We start from the raw sequence: 23,156 nt of genomic DNA, 5'->3' as shown, positions 1-23,156 counted from the left end.
CGAGGAGAAAAACATGACGATTGCCGACATCAAGAAGAACGCAGAGACCAAGATGGACCAGTCCATCGCGGCCTTCAAGAACAACCTGCAGAAGATCCGCACCGGCCGCGCCAACCCCGCGCTGCTCGATGCCGTGCAGGTCGAGTACTACGGCTCCTTCGTGCCCCTCTCCCAGGTGGCCAACGTGGCGCTGATCGACTCGCGCACCATCAGTGTGCAGCCCTGGGAAAAGGGCATGGGCGCCAAGATCGAAAAGGCCATCCGCGAAAGCGACCTGGGCCTGAACCCGGCCTCCATGGGCGACCTGATCCGCGTGCCCATGCCGCCCATGAGCGAGGAGCGCCGCAAGGAAATGACCAAGCTGGCCCGCTCCGAGGGCGAGAGCGCCAAGATCGCCGTGCGCAACCTGCGCCGCGACGCCAACGAATCCGTGAAGAAGCTGGTCAAGGACAAGCTGGCCTCCGAAGACGACCAGAAGCGCGCCGAAACCGACGTGCAGAAGGTCACCGACCGGCACATCGCCGAAGTCGATGCGCTGGTGGCGGCCAAGGAACAGGAAATCATGGCGGTTTGAGCCCCAGGGGCTTGATCGTTCACATGTCTGTATCTCCGGTGGTGCCGCACCACATCGCCATCGTCATGGATGGCAACGGCCGCTGGGCCACGCGCCGCTTCCTGCCGCGCCTGGCTGGTCACAAGCAAGGGGTTGATTCACTGCGCCGCTGCGCACGCGCCTGCGTGGAGCGGGGCGTGGGCGTGCTCACCGTCTTCGCCTTCTCGTCCGAGAACTGGAACCGGCCGGCCGAAGAGGTTTCGGGCCTGATGGAGCTGTTGGCCATGGCGCTGGCGCGCGAGGTGCCCCAGCTCACGAAGGACGGCGTGCGCCTGTACTTCGTGGGTGAACGCGCCGGCCTGTCGCCCAAGGTGCGTGACGGCCTGGCCCAGGCCGAAGCCGCCACGGCCCACAACACGCGTCTGGTGCTCAACGTCTGCTTCAACTACGGTGGCCGCTGGGACATTGCCCAGGCCGCGGCGGCGCTCGCCGCGAAGGGCGAGCCCATCACCGAAGCCAGCCTGAATGCGGCCATGGGCATGGCCCATGTGCCCGACCCGGACCTGGTGGTCCGCACGGGCGGCGAGATGCGCATCAGCAACTTCCTGCTCTGGCAGATTGCTTATTCGGAACTGGTCTTCAGCGACCGGTTGTGGCCGGATTTCGATGAATCCGCACTGGACGAGGCGATTGCGGCTTACAGTGCGCGGGAGCGCCGCTTCGGTAAAACCTCTGAACAGATCTCCCCGTCCGCGCATCCCGATCCGATGCCGGGCTGAAAGGCCCCATGCTCAAACAGCGCGTCATCACTGCCCTTGTCCTGCTGGCCATCCTGCTGCCAGCCCTGTTCTATGGCTCCCCGCTGCCCTTCACCGTGGTGGTGCTGGTGCTCATGGCCGGCGGCGCATGGGAGTGGGGGCGGCTGTGCGGTTTCGGCCAGGCCGGATCGCTGGCGGTAGGCGCGACCTGCGTGGCGCTGTGCCTGGGCTCATGGGCCCTGGGCTGGCTCACGCAGCCACTGACCGTGCTGTGGGTTGTGGGCGGCGCGCTGTGGGTGCTGGGCACGGCCTGGCTGCTGCGCGCCGGGGTGCCCGGCTGGCCGCGCATCCCGGCAGCCGTGCGCCTGGTGGCCGGTGTGCTGGCCCTGTGGCTGGCCTGGCTGGCCGTGGTGCAGGCGCGCCATGTGGGCATCAACTTCCTGCTGTCGGTGCTGGTCCTGGTCTGGGTCGCCGACATCTTTGCCTATTTTGCCGGCCGCGCCTTCGGCCTGCGCTTCACCAAAGGCAAGCTGGCCCCGTCCATCAGCCCCGGCAAGAGCTGGGAGGGTGTGTGGGGCGGTTTGGCCGGCGTGCTGGTGCTCTCGTTCGCCTGGGTGGCGGCCGATGCCCACTGGCAGGCCGAGGTGCTCAGCTTCTATAGCCGCATGGCCCGCCAGGGCTGGTGGCTGCTGGTGGTGGCGGCGCTGTTCATGACGGCGATGAGTGTTTCCGGTGACCTGGTGGAGTCGCTCATCAAGCGCAGCGCCGGCGTCAAGGACAGCAGCAACCTGCTGCCAGGCCATGGCGGTGTGCTCGACCGCGTGGATGCCCTGCTGCCCACCCTTCCCCTGGCGATGATGCTCACGAGCCTGACGACCCCTCTATGAAACAACGGCTTACCGTTCTCGGATCGACCGGTTCCATCGGGACCAGCACCCTGGATGTGGTGGCGCGCCACCCTGAACGCTTCGAGATCTTTGCGCTGAGTGCGGCCACGCAGGTGGACCTGATGCTGGCACAGTGCGCGCAGTTCACCCCCCGCTTTGCGGTGATGGCCAGTGCGCCCCACGCGCGCCAGCTTGAGGAAAAACTGCGCCAGAACGGCCTGGCCACGCGCGTTCTGTACGAGGCCGACGCGCTGGAAACCATCGCTTCCCACCCCGATGTGGATGCCGTGATGGCGGCCATCGTCGGTGCCGCGGGCCTGGCGCCCTGCCTGGCGGCCGCGCGCACGGGCAAGCGCCTGCTGCTGGCCAACAAGGAAGCCCTGGTGGTCGGCGGCGGCCTGTTCATGCACACGGTGCGCGAAGGCGGTGCCACGCTGTTGCCCATCGACAGCGAGCACTCGGCCATCTTCCAGTGCCTGCCCGAGGATCCCGCCACCTGGCCGGACCGGGTGGACAGCATTCTGCTCACGGCATCGGGCGGGCCGTTCCGCCAGCGCGATCCGGCCACGCTGTCGCAGATCACGCCCGAGCAGGCCTGTGCGCACCCCAATTTCTCGATGGGGCGCAAGATCTCGGTCGACTCGGCCACCATGATGAACAAGGCGCTCGAGGTGATCGAGGCGCGCTGGCTGTTCGACCTGGCGCCCGAGCAGATCAAGGTGGTGATCCACCCGCAGCAGATCATTCACTCGATGGTGCAGTTCAAGGATGCCTCCATCCTCGCGCAGCTGGGCACGCCCGACATGCGCGTGCCGATTGCCGTGGGCCTGGCCTGGCCCGAGCGCATCGCCAGCGGCGCCAGCCGGCTCGATTTCTCGGCGCTGAGCGCGCTGGCCTTCGAGGATGCCGATGCCATCCGCTTCCCCGGCCTGCACCTGTCCTGGCAGGCGCTCAAGGCCGCCGAAGGCACGACGGCGGTGCTCAATGCCGCCAACGAGGTGGCGGTGGGGCAGTTTCTGTCGGGCCGGCTGCGGTTTGACCAGATTCATGCCGTCAACCTTGCAACTTTGGATGCGGTTTCGCCCTCCAAGCCGGATTCCCTGGCAGCGCTGCTCGATCTGGACGCCCAGTCGCGCAGGGCGGCAGAGCAGGCCGCCGGCCTGCTGGCCGCCTGAGGCGTGCAGCTTCGTTCCCTGACGACTGCCGCCGCTGCCACTGCCAACCCACGGAGTTTTCCATGCTGCTGACCGTTGTCGCGTTCATTGTCGCCCTGGGCCTATTGATCGCCGTGCATGAATACGGGCACTACCGCGTGGCCGTGGCCTGCGGCGTCAAGGTGCTGCGCTTTTCGGTGGGTTTCGGCAAGCCGCTGTTCACCTGGCGGCCCAAGGGCTCGCCGACCGAGTTCGTGCTGGGTGCCTTTCCGCTGGGCGGCTACGTGCGCATGCTCGACGAGCGCGAGGCGCCCGTGGCGCCCGAGGAGCGCCACCTGGCCTTCAACACCCAGCCGCTGCGTTCGCGCGCGGCCATCGTGGTTGCCGGTCCGCTGGCCAACCTGCTGCTGGCGGTGCTGCTGTACTCCATCGTCAACTGGAACGGTGTGGAGGAGCCCAAGGCCGTGCTGGCCAGCCCGGTGGCTGGGTCGGTGGCCCACAGTGCCGGCCTGCGCGGGGGCGAACTGGTGCAGCGCGCGGCCCTGGGTTCGGACGAGCTTGAGCCCGTGCGCTCGTTCGAAGACCTGCGCTGGCTGCTGACCCGGGGTGCGCTGGAGGGTGAGTCCGTGCGCCTGGACGTGCAGCCGCAGACCGGCGCACACCGCGAGATGGTGCTGGACATGTCCAAGATCGACGCGCGCGAGGCCGATGCCCAGCTGTTCCGCAAGATCGGCATCCTGGGCCCCTGGACGCGCCCTGTGCTGGGCGAGGTGATGGCCAAGGGCGCGGCGGAGCGCGCGGGCCTGCGGCAGGGCGACGTGGTGCTCAAGATCGGCAACACCGAGGTGGTCGATGGTCAGCAACTGCGCGAGCTGATCCGCCAGTCCATGCGGGGCACAGAGCCGCTGTCGCAGCCCTGGCTGATCGACCGCGCGGGGCACTCGCTCACGCTGGAGGTGCTGCCCGACGCCCATCCCGAACTCGGTGCCACGGTGGGCCGCATCGGCGCCTACGTGGGCGCGCCGCCCGAATTTGTAACCGTTGAATACGGCGTGATTGAAGGTTTCTGGACCGGTGTGGTCAAGACCTGGGATGTCTCGCTGCTCACCCTCAAGATGATGGGGCGCATGGTGATCGGCGAGGCGTCCCTCAAGAACCTCAGCGGGCCCTTGACGATTGCCGACTATGCCGGCCGCTCTGCCAGCATGGGCCTCACCCAGTACCTGGTGTTCCTGGCGCTGATCAGCGTGAGCCTGGGGGTGCTGAACCTGCTGCCGCTGCCTGTTTTGGACGGTGGGCACCTGATGTATTATCTTTGGGAGGGCGTGACGGGCAAGCAAGTCTCGGATGCATGGCTGGAGCGGCTGCAGCGCGGCGGTGTCGCGGTGCTGCTCCTCATGATGTCCATTGCCCTGTTCAACGATATCACCCGGCTTTTTGGCTAACCATTTTGCCGCGCCTGCCCTGCAGGAGCGGCTCCAGTTCCATTCATGAAAAATCCAATCAATCGCCTGGGCGTGCGTACCGCATCGGCCATTGCAGCCATGGTCTTTGTCGCCAACGCGGCGTGGGCGCTGGAGCCCTTCAAGGTGCAGGACATCCGTGTCGAGGGCCTGCAGCGCGTGGAGCCCGGCACCATCTTTGCATCCATGCCTCTGCGCGTGGGCGATGACTACAACGACGAAAAGGGTGCCGCAGCCATCCGTGCGCTGTTCGGGCTGGGCCTGTTCAAGGACGTGCGCCTGGAAGCGTCCGGCAATGTGCTGGTGGTGGTGGTCGAGGAGCGCCCCACGATTGCCGACGTGGACTTCGTGGGCACGCGCGAATTCGACAAGGACGCCCTCAAGAAGAGCATGCGCGAAGTCGGCCTGACCGAAGGCCGCCCCTACGACAAGGCCCTGACCGACCGCGCCGAGCAGGAGCTCAAGCGCCAGTACATCAACAAGAGCCTGTACGGCGCCGAGGTGGTGACCACGGTGACCCCCATCGAGCGCAACCGCGTGAACCTCACCTTCTCGGTGGTCGAAGGCGAGCCCGCGCGCATCAACGAGGTGCGCATCGTCGGCAACAAGGCCTTCAGCGAATCCACGCTCACGGGCCTGTTCGACCAGGACACGGGCGGCTGGCTCAGCTGGTACACCAAGTCCGACCGCTACTCGCGTGCCAAGCTCAATGCCGACCTGGAAACCCTGCGCACCTATTACCTGCAGCGTGGCTACCTGGAGTTCCGCGTGGAGTCGACCCAGGTCGCGATCTCTCCGGACAAGCAGGGCATCTCGATCACCGTGAACGTGTTCGAGGGCGAGCGCTTCGTGGTCTCGGGCGTCAAGCTCGAAGGCAACTACCTGGAGCGCGAGGACGAATTCAAGTCGCTGATCACCATCCGCCCCGGCGAGCCCTACAACGCCGACCAGGTGACCGAGACCACCAAGGGTTTCTCCGAGTATTTCGGCCGCTTCGGCTTTGCCTTCGCGCGCGTGGAGGCCGTGCCCGAGATCGACCGCGAGAACAACCGCGTGGCCCTGGTGCTGCAGGCCGAGCCCTCGCGCCGTGCCTACGTGCGCCGCATCAACGTGAGCGGCAACAACCGCACGCGCGATGAAGTGATCCGCCGCGAATTCCGCCAGTACGAGGCCTCCTGGTACGACGGCGAGCGCATCCGCCTGTCGCGCGACCGCGTGGACCGCCTGGGCTTCTTCACCGAAGTCAACGTCGAGACGCAGGAAGTGCCGGGCTCGCCCGACCAGGTGGACCTGGTGATCAACGTGGCCGAAAAGCCCACGGGCTCGCTGCAAATGGGCGTGGGCTTCTCCAGCGCCGAGAAGGTGTCGCTGTCCTTCGGCATCAAGCAGGAGAACTTCTTCGGCTCCGGCAACTACCTCGGGGTGGACGTCAACACCAGCAAGTACCGCCGTACGCTGGTGTTCAGCACCACCAACCCGTACTTCACCGACGAAGGCATCTCGCGCACGGTGGACCTGTACTACCGCACCGACAAGCCTTACGAAGACCAGGGCGGCAACTACGAGCTGGTGACCACCGGGGGCTCGATGCGCTTCGGTGTGCCGTTCAGCGAGACCGACACGGTGTTCTTTGGCGGCGGCCTGGAGCAGACCACCATCAAGGCCGGCACCAACATCCCGGCCACCTACCTGGCCTATGCCGACAACTTCGGCTACAAGAGCACCTCGATCCCGCTGACCGTCGGCTGGTCGCGCGACGACCGCGACAGCGCGCTGGCACCCAATTCGGGCCGCTTCCAGCGCCTGAACTCCGAGTGGTCGGTGGCGGGGGATGCGCGCTATGTGCGCGCCAACTACCAGTACCAGCAGTATGTACCGCTGAACAAGCGCTTCACGCTGGCCTTCAACGGTGAACTGGGCATTGGCAAGGGCCTCAACGGCCGCCCCTTCCCGGTCTTCAAGAACTTCTACTCGGGCGGCCTGGGCTCGGTGCGCGGCTTCGACCAGGGCACCCTGGGCCCGCGCGACGTGACGGGTTCCTCCCTGGGCGGCCCGAAGAAGGTCACCCTCAATGCCGAGCTGATCGCCCCGTTCCCGGGTGCGGGCAACGACCGTACGCTGCGCGTCTTCACCTTCCTTGATGTAGGCAATGTGTATGGAGAGCATGAAAAAGTAACCGCCAGCGACATGCGAGCCTCCGTGGGGCTGGGCCTGAGCTGGATTTCCCCGCTGGGCCCCCTGCGCCTGGCCTTTGCACAACCGGTACGCAAGTTTGCTGGCGATAGAATCCAGAAACTGCAATTCCAGATTGGAACGTCTTTCTAATGAACTCCCTTTCCCGCCATTTCGCCCTGGTCATGTTGCTTGGCAGCTTTGCCATGGCGGTTCCCGCGCAAGCGCAAGAATCCTTCAAGGCCGGTTTCATCAACACCGACCGCATCTTGCGCGAGGCCAATTCGGCCAAGGCGGCGTCGGCCAAGCTCGAGCAGGAATTCACGCGCCGCGAGAAGGATCTCGTGGAAATGGGCAATGCCCTGAAGGCCGCCTCCGAGAAGTTCGAGCGTGAAGCCCCCACGCTGGCCGAGAGCCAGCGCGCGATCCGCCAGCGCCAGCTGGTGGACCAGGACCGTGATTTCCAACGCAAGCGCCGCGAGATCCAGGAAGACCTGAACGCCCGCCGCAATGAAGAGTACGCGGCCTTGCAAGAGCGCGCCAACCGCGTCGTCAAGCAGGTGGCCGAGACCGAAAAGTACGACGTGATCCTGCAGGAAGTGGCGTACATCAACCCCAAGCACGACATCACCGACAAGGTGATCAAGGCGCTCAATGCCACTCCTGCCGCCAAGTAAGCAGAAGGCGCCAGCGCAGCGCAGCCTGGCAGGTGGCGCGTGAGCTTGCTCCTGGGGCACATCGTCGATGCGCTCGGTGGCACGCTGGAAGGGGGGTCGGCCGAAACGGCCATCTCCCGCATCGCGCCGCTGGAGGTGGCAGGCCCGGGTGACCTCAGCTTCCTGAGCAACCCCCGCTACCAGCAGCAACTGGCCGCCTCCCGGGCGGCCTGTGTCATTGTGGCCCCGGCGATGCGCGAGGCCGCCCTGGCACGGGGCGCCTGCATCGTGGCCGATAACCCCTACGTCTATTTCGCCCGTGCCACGCAGCTGTGGCGCCAGCACGCCGCGCCCGCAGGGCAGGGCGGGGTGCATGCCAGCGCCGTGGTCGATCCATCGGCGCAGGTGCATCCCAGCGCCACCATCGGCCCGCTGTGCGTGGTCGAACGGGGTGCGCGCATCGGCGCGGGCACGGTGCTCAAGTCGCGCGTCACGGTGGGCGAGGACTGCTCCATCGGCGAGCGCTGCATCGTCCACGCCGGCGTGGTGATCGGCGCCGATGGCTTCGGCTTCGCGCCCGAGAAGGGCCAGTGGGTCAAGATCGAGCAGTTGGGTGCGGTACGCATCGGCAACGACGTGGAGATCGGGGCCAACACCTGCATCGACCGTGGTGCCCTGGACGACACCGTCATCGAAGACGGCGTGAAGCTCGACAACCTGATCCAGATCGGGCACAACGTGCGCATCGGCAAGCATGCGGCCATGGCCGGCTGCGTCGGCGTGGCCGGCAGCGCGACCATCGGCGCGCACTGCACGGTGGGGGGCGGTGCCATCGTGCTGGGCCACCTCACGCTGGCGGACAACGTGCATATCTCGGCGGCCACGGTCGTTACCCGCTCGCTGACCCAGCCCGGCCAGTACACCGGCATGTTCCCCATCGACGACAATGCGCGCTGGGAAAAAAACGCTGCAACACTCAAACAACTGCACAGCTTGCGCGAGCGCATCAAGGCGCTGGAGCAGGCTCTCAAGGCAGCATGAACGGAAGAACAACTCGATGATGGATATTCACGCGATTCTCAAGCAACTGCCGCACCGCTACCCGTTCCTGCTGGTGGACAAGGTGCTGGAGCTGGAGAGCAACAAGCACATCAAGGCGATCAAGAACGTCACCTTCAACGAGCCGTACTTCATGGGGCACTTTCCGGGTCGCCCGGTGATGCCTGGCGTGCTGATCCTCGAAGCCCTTGCGCAGGCCGCCGGGCTGCTGGCCTTCGATGCCATGGGCAAGGTGCCCGACGAGAACAACATCTACTACTTCGTCGGCATCGACGGCGCGCGCTTCAAGCGCCCCGTGGAGCCGGGCGACCAGCTGGTGATGACCATCACCATCGACCGCGTGCGCGGTGGCATCTGGAAGTTCAAGGGCGTGGCCAGCGTCGGCGAGGAAGTGGCTTGCGAAGCCGAACTCATGTGCACCATGCGCCAGGTGGGTTGAGCCTTTTCGGCCTGTCGAACGTGAGCAACATCCATCCCACGGCGGTCATTGCCGAAGGCGCTCGCCTGGACCCTACGGTCCAGGTCGGGCCCTATGCCGTGATCGGCCCGGACGTGGTGATCGGCGCCGGCACCACGGTGGGGGCGCACTGCGTCATCGAGGGGCACACCACCATCGGCCAGGACAACCGCATCTTCCAGTTTTCGTCGCTGGGCGCCGCCCCGCAGGACAAGAAGTACGCGGGTGAGCCCACGCGCCTGGTGATCGGCGACCGCAACACCATCCGAGAGTTCTGCACGCTGAACACCGGCACGGTACAGGACCGCGGCCAGACCACGGTGGGCGACGACAACTGGATCATGGCCTACGTGCACATCGCGCACGACTGCGTGATCGGCCACCAGACCACCATGGCCAACAACACCACGCTGGCCGGGCATGTGGAGGTGGGCGACTGGGCCACCGTGGGCGGCCTCACCGGCGTGCTGCAGCGCATGCGCGTCGGCGCGCACACCATGGTCGGGTTCTCCAGCCACGTCAACAAGGACGTGCCGCCCTACATGGTGGTGGACGGCAGCCCGCTGGCCGTGCGCGGCGTGAACCTGGTGGGCCTGCGCCGGCGCGACTTCTCGGCCGAACGCATCGCCGCCATCCGCGAGATGCACAAGCTGCTGTACCGCCAGGGCCTGACCCTGGACGAGGCGCGCAAGCTGATCCTGGCGCTGCCGGCCGACATGCCTGAGGCGGCGGGCGATGTGGCCTTGATGGACGCCTTCCTGGCAAGCTCTGCCGCCGGCATTGCCCGCTGATTTCCTTTGAGGGATTGCGAATGACGGACAAGGCGCCCCGCGTGGCGATGGTCGCTGGCGAAGCCTCGGGCGACCTGCTGGCCGGCCTGCTGCTCGACGGCGTGCAGGCGCGCTGGCCGGCGGCGACCGCCCATGGCATCGGCGGGCCGCAGATGGCCCGGCGCGGTTTTGCCGCCTGGTGGCCCAGTGAGAGGCTGGCCGTGCACGGCTACAGCATCGAGGTGTTCCGCCGCTTGCGTGAGCTGCTCGCCATCCGCAAGCAACTGCGCACGCGCCTGCTGGCCGAGCGTCCCGACGTCTTCATCGGCGTGGATGCGCCCGATTTCAACCTGGGGCTGGAGGCCGACCTGCGTGCCGCCGGCATTCCCACGGTGCATTTCGTCTGCCCCTCGATCTGGGCCTGGCGGGCCGACCGTGTCGAGAAGATCCGCAAGAGCGCGGACCACGTGCTGTGCATCTTCCCGTTCGAGCCCGAGCTGCTGGCGCGCCATGGCATCGCCGCCACCTACGTCGGCCACCCGCTGGCCAGCGTGATCCCCGAGGTGCCGGACCGCGCCGGCGCGCGTGCCCATCTGGGGCTGTCGGATGCCGACGATGTGCTGGCCATCCTGCCGGGCAGCCGCTCTTCCGAGGTGCAGTACATCGCGCCCGCCTTCTTTCAGGCCGCGGCGCTGCTGCGCCAGACGCGCCCGAAGCTGCGCATGGTCGTGCCCGCCGTACCCGCGCTGCAGGCGAGCATCGAGCAGGTCGCGCGTGAGCAGGGCGTGGCCGATCTGCTGCAGATCGTCACCGGCCAGTCGCACACCGTGCTGGCCGCCTGCGACGCGACGCTGATCGCCAGCGGCACCGCCACGCTGGAGGCCGCCCTGTTCAAGCGCCCCATGGTGATCGGCTACCACATGCACCCCTTGAGCTGGTGGCTCATGAAGCGCAAGCAGCTGCAGCCCTGGGTCGGGCTGCCCAACATCCTGTGCGGCGAATTCGTGGTGCCCGAGCTGATCCAGGACGCCGCCACGCCGCAGGCGCTGTGCGACGCCACACTGCAATGGTTTGACGCAAAAGCGCAGCATCCCGCTACCATTGCGGCTTTGGAACAGCGTTTTTCCGCGCTGCACGCGAGCCTGCGGCGCGACACTTCCCAACTGGCTGCCGATGCGATCGAGAAAATCCTTGCCACCGCCCCTGCTGTCTGAGCAGGTAAGCCTGGACTGGCATCCACCCGGCCTGGTGGCCGGCGTGGACGAGGCCGGCCGCGGCCCGCTGGCCGGGCCTGTGGTGGCTGCTGCCGTCATCCTCGATGACCTGCGCCCCATTGCCGGGCTGGACGATTCCAAGAAGCTCACCGCGCTGCGCCGCGAAGCCCTGTTCGACGAAATCCGCGCCAAGGCGCTGTGCTTTGCCATCGCCGAGGCCAGCGTGGAGGAGATCGACCAGCTGAACATCCTGCAGGCCACGCTGCTGGCCATGCGCCGTGCCGTGATGGGCCTGCGCTTGAAGCCCGTGCGCGTGCTGGTGGACGGCAACCAGTTGCCCCGGCTGGATGTGCCCTCCGAGGCCATCGTCAAGGGCGATGCGCTCGTCAAATCCATCTCCGCCGCCTCCATCCTGGCCAAGGTGCACCGCGACCGCTGGTGCGAGGAGGTGCACACGCATTTCCCGCACTACGGCTTTTCGGCCCACAAGGGCTATGGCACCGTGGTGCACATGGAGGCCTTGCGTGCCCATGGCGCCTGCATCCACCACCGCCGCTCGTTCGCCCCGGTGCAGGCCCTGGTGGTGCAGCAACCGTCAGCCTCCCCAAGCATCGGCGCCTAGGGCGCTGCGGCCTCCGGCCGCTCCTTTCCTCTTGCGGCCCTGTATTCCATGACTTCTTCTTCCGTCACCGCCATCCATTCGCGCGACAACGCCTGGGTCAAGGATCTGCGCCGCCTGGCGCAGGACAACGGCGCCTACCGCAAGCAGGGCCGCGTCTGGCTTGAGGGGGACCACCTGTGCCGCGCGGCGCTGGAGCGTGGCGTGGCGCCTGCGGTGGCGGTGTTCGCCGAGTCGCTGTGGCCCTCTGCCCAGGTGGAGTGGAGCAAGGCCGCGCCCAAGGTGGTCGTGCTGGCCGATGCCCTGTTTGCCGACATCAGCGGCCTGGAGTCGCCTGCGAAGATGGGGTTCGTGCTCGACCTGCCCGAGGCCCGGATGCCCCAGGCCGGAGTGGCCGCCGTGGTGCTCGACCGGGTGCAGGATGCGGGCAATGTGGGCTCCATCCTGCGCAGCGCCTCGGCCTTCGGGTTCCGGCAGGTGCTGGCGCTCAAGGGCAGCGCCGCCCTGTGGTCGCCCAAGGTGCTGCGTGCGGGCATGGGCGCGCACTTCGCGCTCGATCTGGTCGAGGGTCTGGCGCCAGAAGACCTGGCCGGCCTCGATCTGCCCACGCTGGTGACCAGCTCGCACCAGGGTGACTACCTGCACCGCGCCGAGCTGCCCTGGCCCTGCGCCTGGGTCATGGGGCACGAAGGGCAGGGTGTCAGCGCCGTGCTGCAGGAGCGCGCCACGCAGCACATCCGCATCGCCCAGCCGGGCGGCGAAGAGTCACTCAACGTGGGCGCGGCGGCCGCCATCTGCCTGCACGCCAGCGCAGCGCAGCGCGCGCTGGCGGCGGGGCGCTGAACACCCTCTGTACGGATTTGCATTCAGCCGAATAGCTGGGCGGTAAGCCGCAGACAGTGCTGCAGCACGGCGAGGCGAACCAACGACGCCAGGCGGTTGAAGGCAAAGCCGTGCTACTGATTGCGCAGGAACTGCTGTACGAAGTCGCCCTGGTTGGGCGCATCCTGGTGGGTGGTGAACACCAGTTTCTGGCCGTCCACGCGCAGCTTGAGCTCGGGACCGAACTGGCACTGGATCTGGCCCAGCGACGCCGCCTTGGCCTTGAAGCCGGCATTGCTCCCGCACATGCTGCCCATCTGCGAGGCAACCTCGCCGCAGAAGCTGGCGATGCTGAGCTTCTTGAGCTTGTCGTCGTCGATGGACTTCCAGTCCACCGCCGTCTTCACCGGGCTGCCGCAAGCGTTGCTGGCCGAGGTGTCGGTGCTGGAGAGGTCGGCCTGCGCCGAGGCCAGGTGCTTGTCGCGGTCGAAGCGGGCCAGCTTTTCCTGCACGCCGTCCTTCTGCTGGCGCGCGTAGGCCGTCTTGATCTCGGCCGTGTTCAGGGCCTTGCTCTTCTTCTCGTCGAAGGCCAGGTCCACCGCGCCCTGGCGGCCCGGCAGGTAGGTCACGTAGCGCTCGCCGCCGCCGTAGCGGTTGGCCTGCTTCTGCACCAGGCCCCAGTCGCGGCCGTCCAGCGTGGTCACATAGGCTTCGGTACCGCTGCCGCGCTGTTCCTGCCTGCCCAGGAAGACCACCTTGTCGATGGGGCCGTTGACGCCGCTCACGCGCATCAGCGCGGCCTTGCCATCGGTGGTCGGTGCCAGCACCACCTCCAGGCCCTGCGGGCCGGTGAACACCTGGGGGTAGGCTGCAAGGTCCTGCGCCGCGGCCAGGGTGGAGAACAGTGCGCACGCCAGCGCGATCGAAGTCTTGGTCATCCCGTCTCTCTTGGTAGTTGCAAACAATGCGGGAAAGTCTAGCGACACGCTGCGCAAGTCACCTGGTGGGGCAGGGTGAAGTTGTGTCGGTTCGTGAAATGCTTCTCACAGCTGCTGCCGCGGCGAGGGGGTGTGCAGGGAGCAGTTCGTGCGAAGGTTGTCGCTCACGGGGATGCCAAATCTGTCTCTGCTTGTTACAATAAAGAGTCTGCTATTAAAAACGTAGCAATTGTGGCTGATTTCCATTGGCGGTTGTGCAAATGGTGCATGCGGGTGCCAGGGAATGTTGCGCTTGTGTGTCGGGGATGGGCGGGCTCAGGCTACAATTGGAGGCTTTCCCGCAAACACGTCGCCCGGCCGCACCCAAAGCAAACTTCCCACAAACAGCAGTCCCAGGATCTCTTCCTGCGACTCCGGGCGACCGTAACCATTCGGAGAACCCAGTGCTTTTGTCTCTCAAGGGATCCTTCCCGCCCGCCATCCTGGCGCTCGCAGACGGCACGGTCTTTATCGGCAATTCGATCGGTGCCACCGGCACCACCGTCGGCGAGGTGGTGTTCAACACTTCCATCGTCGGCTACCAGGAAATCCTGACCGACCCGAGCTACTGCCAGCAGATCGTCACCCTGACGTATCCGCACATCGGCAACTACGGCGTCAATTCCGAGGATATCGAAGCCGACAAGGTCCATGCCGCAGGCCTGATCATCAAGGATCTGCCGCTTCTGGCCAGCAACTTCCGCTCCACCGAGACCCTGTCGCAGTACCTGGTGCGCGAGCGCACCGTGGCCATCGCCAACATCGATACCCGCAAGCTCACCCGCCTGCTGCGCGAAAAGGGTGCCCAGAACGGCGCCATCATCGGCTTGGCGCAAGGCCAGAGCGTGACGCAGACGCTGATCGACGAGGCCCTGGCCGCTGCCAAGGCCGCGCCCAGCATGGCCGGGCTGGACCTGGCCAAGGTGGTCTCCACCAAGGCCACCTATGAGTGGACCGAGACCGAGTGGGCCCTGGGCCAAGGCTACGGCAAGCTCGATGCACCGCAGTTCCACGTGGTGGCCTACGACTACGGCGTCAAGAAGAACATCCTGCGCATGCTCGCGCAGCGCGGCTGCAAGGTCACCGTGGTGCCCGCGCAGACGCCTGCGGCCGACGTGCTGGCCATGAAGCCCGATGGCGTGTTCCTCTCCAACGGCCCTGGCGATCCAGAGCCCTGCGACTACGCGATCGCTGCCACGCGCACCATCGTCGAGACCGGTATTCCCACCTTCGGCATCTGTCTGGGCCACCAGATCATGGCCCTGGCCGCCGGCGCCAAGACCTTCAAGATGGCCAACAGCCACCACGGTGCCAACCACCCGGTGAAGGACCTGGACACCGGCCGCGTGAGCATCACCAGCCAGAACCACGGTTTCGCGGTGGAGATGGATTCGCTGCCTGCCAACCTGCGCGCCACGCACGTGAGCCTGTTCGATGGCACGCTGCAAGGCCTGGTGCACAAGGACAAGCCGGCGTTCTGCTTCCAGGGCCACCCCGAGGCATCGCCCGGCCCGCACGACATTGCCTACCTGTTCGACCGCTTCACCGACGCGATGCGGACTGCGCGCACCCAATAAGCCCACCTTAGGAACTGCGCCATGAAACTCTTCAGCTTCCCCCAGGCTTCGCTCGAGAAAGCCATCCACAAGCGTGTGCTGACCCTGCCGTCGCCGCACCGTGAGTGGTTCACCGAGCGCTGGGCGCAAAAGCCCTACAAGAAGTCCTTCATCGAGAACAAGGCCATGCCTTTGGTCACCCTGGTGGCCAAGGGCAAGACCTGGGACGACGAGACCTTTGCCGAAGCCATGGCCGAGTGGGACGTGACGTTTTATGACGCGGAAACCGAAGTGCTGCTGCCCCTGGTGCAGGGCGATGGCCTGCTGCAGTTGATGCAGAAGAACCTGCCGCCCGAGCGCACGCAGGCGCTGATCGCCAAGATCAACACGCGCCGAGACGCTGCAGCAGCCGTCGCCACGCCCGCCAGCCCCCAGGCCGCCGAACCCACGATCGACTGATTGATCGACGCAACATGCCAAAACGTACAGACATCAAAAGCATCCTCATCATCGGTGCTGGCCCGATCATCATCGGCCAGGCCTGCGAGTTCGACTACTCCGGCGTGCAGGCCTGCAAGGCCCTGCGCGAAGAGGGCTACAAGGTCATCCTGATCAACAGCAACCCCGCGACGATCATGACCGATCCGGCCACGGCCGACGTGACCTACATCGAGCCCATCACCTGGCAGACGGTCGAGAAGATCATCGCCAAGGAGCGCCCCGACGCCATCCTGCCCACCATGGGCGGCCAGACCGCGCTGAACTGCGCGCTCGACCTGTGGCACCACGGCGTGCTCGACAAGTACAAGGTCGAGCTGATCGGCGCCACGCCCGAGGCCATCGACAAGGCCGAAGACCGCCTGAAGTTCAAGGACGCGATGACCAAGATCGGCCTGGGCTCGGCGCGCTCGGGCATCGCCCACAGCATGGAAGAGGCCTGGGGCGTGCAAAAGCAGGTGGGCTTCCCCACCGTGATCCGCCCCAGCTTCACGCTGGGCGGCACGGGTGGCGGCATTGCCTACAACCCCGAAGAATTCGAGACCATCTGCAAGCGCGGCCTGGAAGCCTCGCCCACCAACGAGCTCTTGATCGAAGAGTCGCTGCTCGGCTGGAAGGAGTACGAGATGGAAGTGGTCCGCGACAAGGCGGACAACTGCATCATCATCTGCTCCATCGAGAACCTGGACCCGATGGGCGTGCACACCGGCGACTCGATCACCGTGGCCCCGGCGCAGACCCTGACCGACAAGGAATACCAGATCATGCGCAACGCCTCGCTGGCGGTGCTGCGCGAGATCGGCGTGGACACGGGTGGCTCCAACGTGCAGTTCTCGATCAACCCCAAGGACGGCCGCATGGTCGTGATCGAGATGAACCCGCGCGTCTCGCGCTCCTCGGCGCTGGCCTCCAAGGCCACGGGCTTCCCCATCGCCAAGGTCGCGGCCAAGCTGGCCGTGGGCTACACGCTCGACGAGCTGCGCAACGAGATCACGGGCGGCATCACGCCCGCTTCGTTCGAGCCCTCTATCGACTACGTGGTCACCAAGATCCCGCGCTTCGCGTTCGAGAAGTTCCCCACGGCCGACAGCCGCCTGACCACGCAGATGAAGTCCGTGGGCGAGGTCATGGCCATGGGCCGCACCTTCCAGGAATCCTTCCAGAAGGCCCTGCGCGGCCTGGAAGTGGGCGTGGACGGCATGAACGAAAAGACCCAGGACCGCGAAGTGCTCGAAAAGGAACTGGGCGAGCCCGGCCCCGAGCGCATCTGGTACGTGGGCGATGCCTTCGCCATGGGCCTGTCGGTCGACGAGGTGTTCGAGCTGACCAAGATCGACAAATGGTTCCTGGTGCAGATCGAGCAGATCGTGAAGATCGAGCTCGACATCGACCAGCTCACCGCCGAGAAGGGCGAGGGTGCGCTGGCCGCACTGGACGCACCCACGCTGCGCACGCTCAAGCAAAAGGGCTTCTCCGACCGCCGCCTGGCCAAGCTGCTCAAGACCACCGAGAAGGCCGTGCGCGAGGCGCGCCGCGCGCTCAACGTGCGCCCCGTCTACAAGCGTGTGGACACTTGCGCCGCGGAGTTCGCCACCAACACCGCCTACCTGTACTCCACCTACGACGAGGAGTGCGAGGCCGAGCCGACGAACAACAAAAAGATCATGGTGCTGGGCGGTGGGCCCAACCGCATCGGCCAGGGCATCGAGTTCGACTACTGCTGCGTGCACGCGGCGCTGGCGATGCGCGAGGACGGCTACGAGACCATCATGGTCAACTGCAACCCCGAGACCGTGTCCACCGACTACGACACCTCCGACCGCCTGTACTTCGAGCCCGTGACGCTCGAAGACGTGCTGGAGATCGTGGACAAGGAAAAGCCGGTCGGCGTGATCGTGCAGTACGGCGGCCAGACGCCTCTGAAGCTCGCGCTGGGCCTGGAAGCCGAAGGCGTGCCGATCATCGGCACCACGCCCGACATGATCGATGCGGCCGAAGACCGCGAGCGCTTCCAGAAGCTGCTGGGTGACCTCGGCCTGCGCCAGCCGCCCAACGCCACGGCCCGCACTGAAGCCGAGGCCCTGGAGAAGGCCGCCGCCCTGGGCTACCCCCTGGTGGTGCGCCCCAGCTACGTGCTGGGTGGCCGTGCGATGGAAATCGTGCACGAGCAACGCGACCTGGAGCGCTACATGCGCGAAGCCGTCAAGGTGAGCAACGACTCGCCCGTGCTGCTGGACCGCTTCCTGAGCAACGCCATCGAGTGCGACGTGGACTGCGTGCGTGATTCTTCCGGCGTGACCTTCATCGGCGGCGTGATGGAACACATCGAGCAGGCCGGCGTGCACAGCGGCGACTCCGCCTGCTCGCTGCCCCCGTACTACCTGTCGCAGCCCACCATCGACGAGATCAAGCGCCAGACCGCCGCCATGGCCCAGGGCCTGAACGTGGTGGGCCTGATGAACGTGCAGTTCGCCATCCAGGAAATGGACGGCAAGGACGTGATCTACGTGCTCGAAGTGAACCCGCGCGCCTCGCGCACGGTGCCCTTCGTGAGCAAGGCCACGGGCATCCAGCTGGCCAAGGTGGCGGCACGCTGCATGGCCGGCCAGACCCTGGCCTCGCAGGGCATCACCAAGGAAGTGACGCCGCCGTACTTCAGCGTGAAGGAGGCCGTGTTCCCCTTCGTGAAGTTCCCCGGCGTGGACACCATCCTCGGCCCCGAGATGAAGTCCACCGGCGAAGTCATGGGCGTGGGCAAGACCTTCGGCGAAGCCTTCGTGAAGAGCCAGATGGGCGCCGGCACCAAGCTGCCCACGGCCGGCAAGGTCTTCCTCACGGTGAAGAACGCCGACAAGCCGCGCGCCGTGGACATCGCGCGCCAGCTCGTGGCCATGGGCTTCGAGCTCGTGGCCACCAAGGGCACGGCCGCCGCCATCGATGCGGCCGGCGTGCCGGTGCAAGTGGTCAACAAGGTGACTGAAGGCCGCCCGCACATCGTGGACATGATCAAGAACAACGAGATCGTGATGGTCATCAACACCGTGGAAGAGCGCCGCAACGCGATCGCCGATTCGCGCGCCATCCGCACCTCGTCGCTGCTGGCCCGCGTGACCACCTTCACCACCATCTTCGGCGCCGAGGCGGCCGTGGAAGGCATGAAGTACATGGACAAGCTGGACGTGTACTCGGTGCAGGAGCTGCACGCGCAACTCGCTGCAGCCTGATCCGTTTGGCCAGCAATGGCTACAAGGCCCCGTGGAGTCGCCTTCACGGGGCTTTTTCTTTGTCTGCGGGCTTGCCCTGTTGCCTGCCGCCGGGGCTTGCGGCTAGATTGCTGGCATGGCCGCCGCCCCTGCACCCGCCTCCCCGGCATTGCGCCGCTGGACGACCGATGCGGTCGCGCCCGCGGCGCGGCTGGACTACTGGGTCGGCGCCATCTGCGAGGCCTTCCTGGAGATGGACTGCAGCTCGCGCGCGGCGGCCACCTTCGACGGGGTGCTGCAGAGCCTGCCGGTGGCTGGCCTGTCGGTCAATCAGGTGCGGGCCTCCACCCAGGACGTCTACCGCACGCCGGCCGGCATTGCCTGCAGCCGGCAACTGCCGTTCTACCTGATCGCGCAGGCCGAAGCCTCCTGGCATGTGCGCCAGGACGGGCAGGTGGCCCACCTGCGGCCGGGCGATGTGGTGCTGGTGGATTCGGCACGGCCCTACGAACTGCATTTCCCCGAGGGGGTGGGCTGCGTTTCGCTGCAGTTGCCGCGCGCCTGGGTGGGGCAGTGGCTGGCCCAGGCCGAGGCCCATGGCCCTCGCGTGGCCTGGCGCGACCAGGGCTGGGGCCAGAGCCTGGGGGCCCTGGCGGTGCAACTGGCGCGTGATCCGGCCTCTGCCCAGGCCTTGCCGCCAGCGCTGCTGTCGGACCATCTGGGGGCCTTGCTTTCGGCCTCTCTGGAGTCGCCCTTGGGGCTGGCCAGCGCCACCCAGGGCCTGCATGCCCACCTGTCTGCGCTGATGGCGGCCCGCATCGACCAGCGCAGCCTGTCGGCCCAGGCCCTGGCCGATGAAGCCGGCGTGTCGCTGCGCACCCTGCACCGTGCGTTTGCGGCGCAGGGCAGTACTTTTGCGGGCACGTTGCGCCAGATGCGCCTTGCGCGGGCGCGCGAACTGCTGCGTCGGCCCCAGCTGGCGCATGTCTCCGTGGCCGAGATCGGCCGGCGCTGCGGCTTTGCCGATGCGTCGCACTTTGCGCGCGCCTTCCAGCGTGCCATGGGGCTGTGTCCGGCACAGTGGCGGCGCGGCTGACGCTGGTGGCACACCGGGCCCACATGGCTGGCACGTGCAGGCCATCCTGTCCGCCACCTTCTCTTTAACGTAGCGCCAGGGCGGGGCATTCGGCACTGCCTGGCAACACTACCGAAGGAGACAACGATGGCGGATACCTATGTCCTGGTCCATGGCGCATGGCACACCGGCGCCGAGATGGAGGCCACGGCCGGCCACCTGCGCGCACGCGGCCACACCGTGCACTGCCCCACACTGGCCGGCAACCGGCCGGGCGACGACCGCGCGGCCACGGGCCTGGCCGACGCGGTCGACTCGCTCGCCGCCTTCATCGAGGGCCAGGACCTGAGCGAGGTGCGCCTGGTGGGCCACAGCTATGGCGGCATGGTCATCAGCCACATGCCTGCACGGCTTGCGGGGCGCATCCGCCGGCTGGTGTACTGGAACGCCTTCGTGCCGCAGGATGGGGAATGCCTCAACGACCTGGTGCCACCGCACTACCGCGCGCTGTTCGACCAGGTCGCGGCGGCCAACGGCAATGCGGTGATGCTGCCTTACCCGATCTGGCGCGAGGCCTTCATCAACGATGCCGACGAAGCCCTGGCGAAAAGCAGCCATGCGCTGCTCAACCCGCACCCCTACCGCACCTTCACCGAGCCCGCCCGCCTGCCCGTGCCGCTGGCGGCGCTGGACATTGGCAAGAGTTACCTGAATGCGCAGCAGGACGTGGCCTTGCCCCACAGCCTGCCCTGGCACCCGCGCCTGTCGGAGCGCCTGGGCCTGTTCCGCCTGGTGGAGTGCCAGGGCAGCCACGAGATCTGCTTTACCGACCCGGCGCTGGCCGCGGCCAGCATCGAAAAGGCGGGCCGGGACTGATTCCATGCGCCTGCGCCTGCCTGAAAAATCCGAGGGGCGAACGGGTATTGCCACGCATTGACCCCTGCCCAACACACGGCATAATCATGCCCATGACACCGCCCGGCCAACGCCCGGCGGTGTCGTTTTTTTACAAACCCGAACGACGACGGACATGACCACCATTCCCATCACCAAGCGCGGCGCGGAGAAGCTGCGCGAAGAGCTGCACCGCCTGAAGACCGTGGACCGCCCCTGGGTGATCACGGCCATTTCCGACGCCCGCGCCCAGGGTGACCTGAGCGAAAACGCCGAGTACGAGGCCGCCAAGGACCGCCAGGGCTTCATCGAAGGCCGCATCCAGGAAGTGGAAGGCAAGCTGTCCGCCGCGCAGATCATCGACCCGACCGAGCTGGACGCCGGTGGCCGCGTGGTGTTCGGTGCGACGGTGAAGCTCGAAGACGAGGACACGGGCGATACCGTGACCTACCAGATCGTGGGCGAAGACGAGGCCGACCTCAAGCAGGGCCTGATCAATATCTCCAGCCCCATCGCGCGCGCGCTGATCGGCAAGGAAGAGGGCGATACCGCCGAAGTGCAGGCACCCGGCGGCATCCGCCGCTACGAGGTGGTGGCCGTCAGTTACGTCTGAGGCCTGGCTCTTCGATGTTTGCACGCCTGCCGGCCCTGGCTGCCGCCCTGTGGTGGGGCAGCCTCACCACCGTGGGTTTCCTGGTGGTGCCCATGCTGTTCGCCCACCTGCCATCGCCCGCGCTGGCCGGGCAGATGGCAGCGAAGCTGTTTGCTGCTCAGACCTGGGTCACCGTGGTCTGCTGCGTGCTGCTGCTGCTCATTTCCCGGCGCCGGCACGAAGAATTCCAGGAGCCCTGGGCCAAGGCGGCCTTGGGTTTCGTGCTCGGCGGCCTGCTGCTCGCCCTGCTGGTGCAGTTCGGCGTGTCGCCACGCATCGTGGCGCGGCAGGACCTGCGCCTGTGGCATTCCGTGGGCACGGGCATGTATGTGCTGCAGTGGGTATGCGCGCTGGTGGTGCTGTGGCGCACCGTGGCCCTTCGGGCCGAGCTCGCCGAGGACCTGGCCGGGCCGGCGCCCGCGCAGCCCGGTCCCTGAGCCAGCCTGCTCACTCGTGCCAGTGCTCCGCCACCCAGGTGGCGGGCCGGATGTAGCGGAAACGCCGGTTGCGCCGGCCCGCCAGCGCATCGGGCGGGTTGCACTCGCCGTGGAAGATCACGATGCGTGCATCCGGTGGCACGAAGGGCGCCTTCCAGTAGTTGCTGGGCCAGGCGGGAATGCCGTGGTACTTGAAGCTCGGGCACCAGGCGGCTGGCCAGTAGGCCAGCTTGCCCTGGCGGTGCAGGAAGTCCGACAGGTAGGCCTGCTCGTTGCGGAACTGCTCGCGGATTTCGGCGAAATGGCCGCGGAAATAGTCCAGCACGTCCGGGTGGGCGCCCAGCTCGAAGCGGTACACCGATGAATTGCCGGTGATGCGCCAGGGACGCTTGTAGTCGTGGATGATGAGGAATTCACCCGGCCGGGTGAAGAAATCATCGAGCGAACCCGTGACGACCACGTCCACATCCAGGAACAGGGCCGTGCCCTTGAGGCCGTGCAGATCGGCGCTGAAGGTGACGAGCTTGGTCCAGCCGCGCTCGGGGATGCCGGCAGGCAGGTCGAGTGGCGGAATGGGCAGGCACTGCACCTCGCTGCGAATGCCGGCGCTGTCGTCGGTGAGGCAGACGAAGTTGAAGTCGCCCGACAGGTGCCGGCGCACCATCGCATACAGGCGGTTGACGTATTCGGGGCCGTATTTCGTGCCCCATTTCATGCAGATGACGTGGCGCTGGCCCACCGAGGGCGCGGCGCTGCCCGCGGGCGTGGCGGCGACGACGACCATGCGGATCAGTCGGCCTGGCGCTTCTTGACGGACTTCTGCTTGGGCTTCTTGGCCCGCTTGATCTGGCCGCCAGGCGTCAGGCGCTGGTTGCCCAGCACGCGCAGCTGCTTGACCTCGGGGCGCTGGCCGGCGCGGCTGCTGAACTTGAGCACCTTCACGTCGCGCGGGCCGGGCATGCGGTCTTCGTCGATCACACGTTCCTTGGCGGGCTTGGGGCGCCACAGCACCAGTAGCTTGCCGATGTGCTGGATGGGCGCGGCGTTCAGGTCGGCGGAAAGCTGCTGGTACATCAGTTCGCGCGCGGCACGGTCGTCACCGAAGACACGCACCTTGATCAGCCCGTGGGCGTTCAGGGCCGCGTCGATTTCCTTTTGCACGGCAGGCGTGAGACCATCGCCGCCCACGAGGACCACGGGGTCAAGGTGGTGGGCTTCGGCGCGGTATTCCCGGCGCTCGGCGGGAGTCAGTTGAATTTGGGGCATGGGCCGTATTATCG

At 66.7% G+C, this 23,156-nt stretch carries 23 protein-coding genes; 20 read left to right on the top strand and 3 right to left on the bottom strand.

The features are described 5' to 3' along the window. Positions 1 to 13 precede the first annotated feature (13 nt). The 13 genes from frr to AC07X5_RS13975 all read left to right on the top strand — a co-directional run bounded on the left by frr (position 14) and on the right by AC07X5_RS13975 (position 12,605). A complete protein-coding gene (gene frr, locus AC07X5_RS14035; RefSeq protein ID WP_409955100.1) occupies positions 14 to 574 on the top strand; it encodes a ribosome recycling factor in 561 nt (186 codons plus the stop codon). Positions 575 to 597: 23 nt separating this feature from the next. Further along, positions 598 to 1,332 carry a polyprenyl diphosphate synthase gene (gene uppS / locus AC07X5_RS14030; protein WP_409955102.1) on the top strand — a complete coding sequence of 245 codons (735 nt, stop codon included), beginning with the start codon at positions 598 to 600 and terminating at the stop codon, positions 1,330 to 1,332. Between the two features lie 8 nt (positions 1,333 to 1,340). Next, positions 1,341 to 2,198 carry a phosphatidate cytidylyltransferase gene (locus AC07X5_RS14025; protein ID WP_494770656.1) on the top strand — a complete coding sequence of 286 codons (858 nt, stop codon included), beginning with the start codon at positions 1,341 to 1,343 and terminating at the stop codon, positions 2,196 to 2,198. Then, positions 2,195 to 3,373, top strand: coding sequence for a 1-deoxy-D-xylulose-5-phosphate reductoisomerase (ispC, locus tag AC07X5_RS14020; RefSeq protein WP_494770655.1), 1,179 nt, complete (start codon positions 2,195 to 2,197; stop codon positions 3,371 to 3,373). The genes AC07X5_RS14025 and ispC overlap by 4 nt, the downstream gene beginning before the upstream one ends. 62 nt (positions 3,374 to 3,435) lie before the next feature. Continuing rightward, positions 3,436 to 4,797 carry an RIP metalloprotease RseP gene (gene rseP / locus AC07X5_RS14015; protein WP_494770654.1) on the top strand — a complete coding sequence of 454 codons (1,362 nt, stop codon included), beginning with the start codon at positions 3,436 to 3,438 and terminating at the stop codon, positions 4,795 to 4,797. 45 nt (positions 4,798 to 4,842) lie between these two features. After that, entirely contained in the window at positions 4,843 to 7,140 is a 2,298-nt protein-coding gene (gene bamA / locus AC07X5_RS14010) for an outer membrane protein assembly factor BamA (protein ID WP_494770653.1), read from the top strand. After that, positions 7,140 to 7,664, top strand: coding sequence for an OmpH/Skp family outer membrane protein (locus AC07X5_RS14005; protein ID WP_409955111.1), 525 nt, complete (start codon positions 7,140 to 7,142; stop codon positions 7,662 to 7,664). Before bamA ends, AC07X5_RS14005 begins: the two co-directional genes overlap by 1 nt. Positions 7,665 to 7,703: 39 nt before the next feature. Next, positions 7,704 to 8,684, top strand: a complete 981-nt coding sequence (gene lpxD / locus AC07X5_RS14000; protein ID WP_494770652.1) for a UDP-3-O-(3-hydroxymyristoyl)glucosamine N-acyltransferase — start codon at positions 7,704 to 7,706, stop codon at positions 8,682 to 8,684. Positions 8,685 to 8,700: 16 nt separating this feature from the next. Beyond that, positions 8,701 to 9,141: a 3-hydroxyacyl-ACP dehydratase FabZ gene (gene fabZ / locus AC07X5_RS13995; protein ID WP_409954406.1), complete on the top strand. Its 441-nt coding sequence runs from the start codon at positions 8,701 to 8,703 to the stop codon at positions 9,139 to 9,141. Between the two features lie 11 nt (positions 9,142 to 9,152). Continuing rightward, positions 9,153 to 9,950: an acyl-ACP--UDP-N-acetylglucosamine O-acyltransferase gene (gene lpxA / locus AC07X5_RS13990; RefSeq protein WP_494770690.1), complete on the top strand. Its 798-nt coding sequence runs from the start codon at positions 9,153 to 9,155 to the stop codon at positions 9,948 to 9,950. 20 nt (positions 9,951 to 9,970) lie between these two features. Continuing rightward, on the top strand, positions 9,971 to 11,143 hold the full coding sequence (gene lpxB / locus AC07X5_RS13985) for a lipid-A-disaccharide synthase (RefSeq protein ID WP_494770651.1): 1,173 nt from the start codon (positions 9,971 to 9,973) through the stop codon (positions 11,141 to 11,143). Continuing rightward, positions 11,103 to 11,765 carry a ribonuclease HII gene (rnhB, locus tag AC07X5_RS13980; RefSeq protein WP_409954409.1) on the top strand — a complete coding sequence of 221 codons (663 nt, stop codon included), beginning with the start codon at positions 11,103 to 11,105 and terminating at the stop codon, positions 11,763 to 11,765. The genes lpxB and rnhB overlap by 41 nt, the downstream gene beginning before the upstream one ends. Positions 11,766 to 11,813: 48 nt before the next feature. Further along, a complete protein-coding gene (locus AC07X5_RS13975; RefSeq protein ID WP_494770650.1) occupies positions 11,814 to 12,605 on the top strand; it encodes a TrmH family RNA methyltransferase in 792 nt (263 codons plus the stop codon). Positions 12,606 to 12,718: 113 nt separating this feature from the next. On the opposite strand, the gene AC07X5_RS13970 is transcribed toward AC07X5_RS13975, so the two are convergent. Next, entirely contained in the window at positions 12,719 to 13,522 is an 804-nt protein-coding gene (locus AC07X5_RS13970; protein ID WP_409954411.1) for a hypothetical protein, read from the bottom strand. Between the two features lie 443 nt (positions 13,523 to 13,965). Between AC07X5_RS13970 and carA the strand changes: the two genes are divergently transcribed. The 7 genes from carA to AC07X5_RS13935 all read left to right on the top strand — a co-directional run bounded on the left by carA (position 13,966) and on the right by AC07X5_RS13935 (position 21,876). After that, positions 13,966 to 15,138: a glutamine-hydrolyzing carbamoyl-phosphate synthase small subunit gene (carA, locus tag AC07X5_RS13965; protein WP_494770649.1), complete on the top strand. Its 1,173-nt coding sequence runs from the start codon at positions 13,966 to 13,968 to the stop codon at positions 15,136 to 15,138. A 21-nt stretch (positions 15,139 to 15,159) separates the two neighbouring features. Continuing rightward, positions 15,160 to 15,576 (top strand): hypothetical protein, encoded by a 417-nt coding sequence (locus AC07X5_RS13960; RefSeq protein ID WP_409954413.1) that lies wholly within the window; start codon positions 15,160 to 15,162, stop codon positions 15,574 to 15,576. Between the two features lie 14 nt (positions 15,577 to 15,590). Further along, on the top strand, positions 15,591 to 18,839 hold the full coding sequence (gene carB / locus AC07X5_RS13955; protein ID WP_494770648.1) for a carbamoyl-phosphate synthase large subunit: 3,249 nt from the start codon (positions 15,591 to 15,593) through the stop codon (positions 18,837 to 18,839). A 115-nt stretch (positions 18,840 to 18,954) separates the two neighbouring features. Beyond that, positions 18,955 to 19,914: a helix-turn-helix domain-containing protein gene (locus AC07X5_RS13950; RefSeq protein ID WP_494770647.1), complete on the top strand. Its 960-nt coding sequence runs from the start codon at positions 18,955 to 18,957 to the stop codon at positions 19,912 to 19,914. A gap of 126 nt (positions 19,915 to 20,040) precedes the next feature. Further along, entirely contained in the window at positions 20,041 to 20,769 is a 729-nt protein-coding gene (locus tag AC07X5_RS13945) for an alpha/beta hydrolase (protein WP_494770646.1), read from the top strand. 154 nt (positions 20,770 to 20,923) lie between these two features. After that, entirely contained in the window at positions 20,924 to 21,400 is a 477-nt protein-coding gene (gene greA, locus AC07X5_RS13940) for a transcription elongation factor GreA (RefSeq protein ID WP_494770645.1), read from the top strand. Between the two features lie 14 nt (positions 21,401 to 21,414). Further along, on the top strand, positions 21,415 to 21,876 hold the full coding sequence (locus AC07X5_RS13935) for a DUF4149 domain-containing protein (protein WP_494770644.1): 462 nt from the start codon (positions 21,415 to 21,417) through the stop codon (positions 21,874 to 21,876). Positions 21,877 to 21,886: 10 nt separating this feature from the next. Here AC07X5_RS13935 and AC07X5_RS13930 read toward each other — a convergent pair whose 3' ends face one another. After that, positions 21,887 to 22,660 (bottom strand): glycosyltransferase, encoded by a 774-nt coding sequence (locus AC07X5_RS13930; protein ID WP_494770643.1) that lies wholly within the window; start codon positions 22,658 to 22,660, stop codon positions 21,887 to 21,889. 5 nt (positions 22,661 to 22,665) lie between these two features. Next, a complete protein-coding gene (locus tag AC07X5_RS13925; RefSeq protein ID WP_409954418.1) occupies positions 22,666 to 23,142 on the bottom strand; it encodes a YhbY family RNA-binding protein in 477 nt (158 codons plus the stop codon). Positions 23,143 to 23,156: the final 14 nt, after the last annotated feature.

The organism is Acidovorax sp. GW458-11-26-14-TSB4 (genome assembly GCF_059423865.1).
This window is presented reverse-complemented; position numbering and strand designations above follow the sequence as displayed.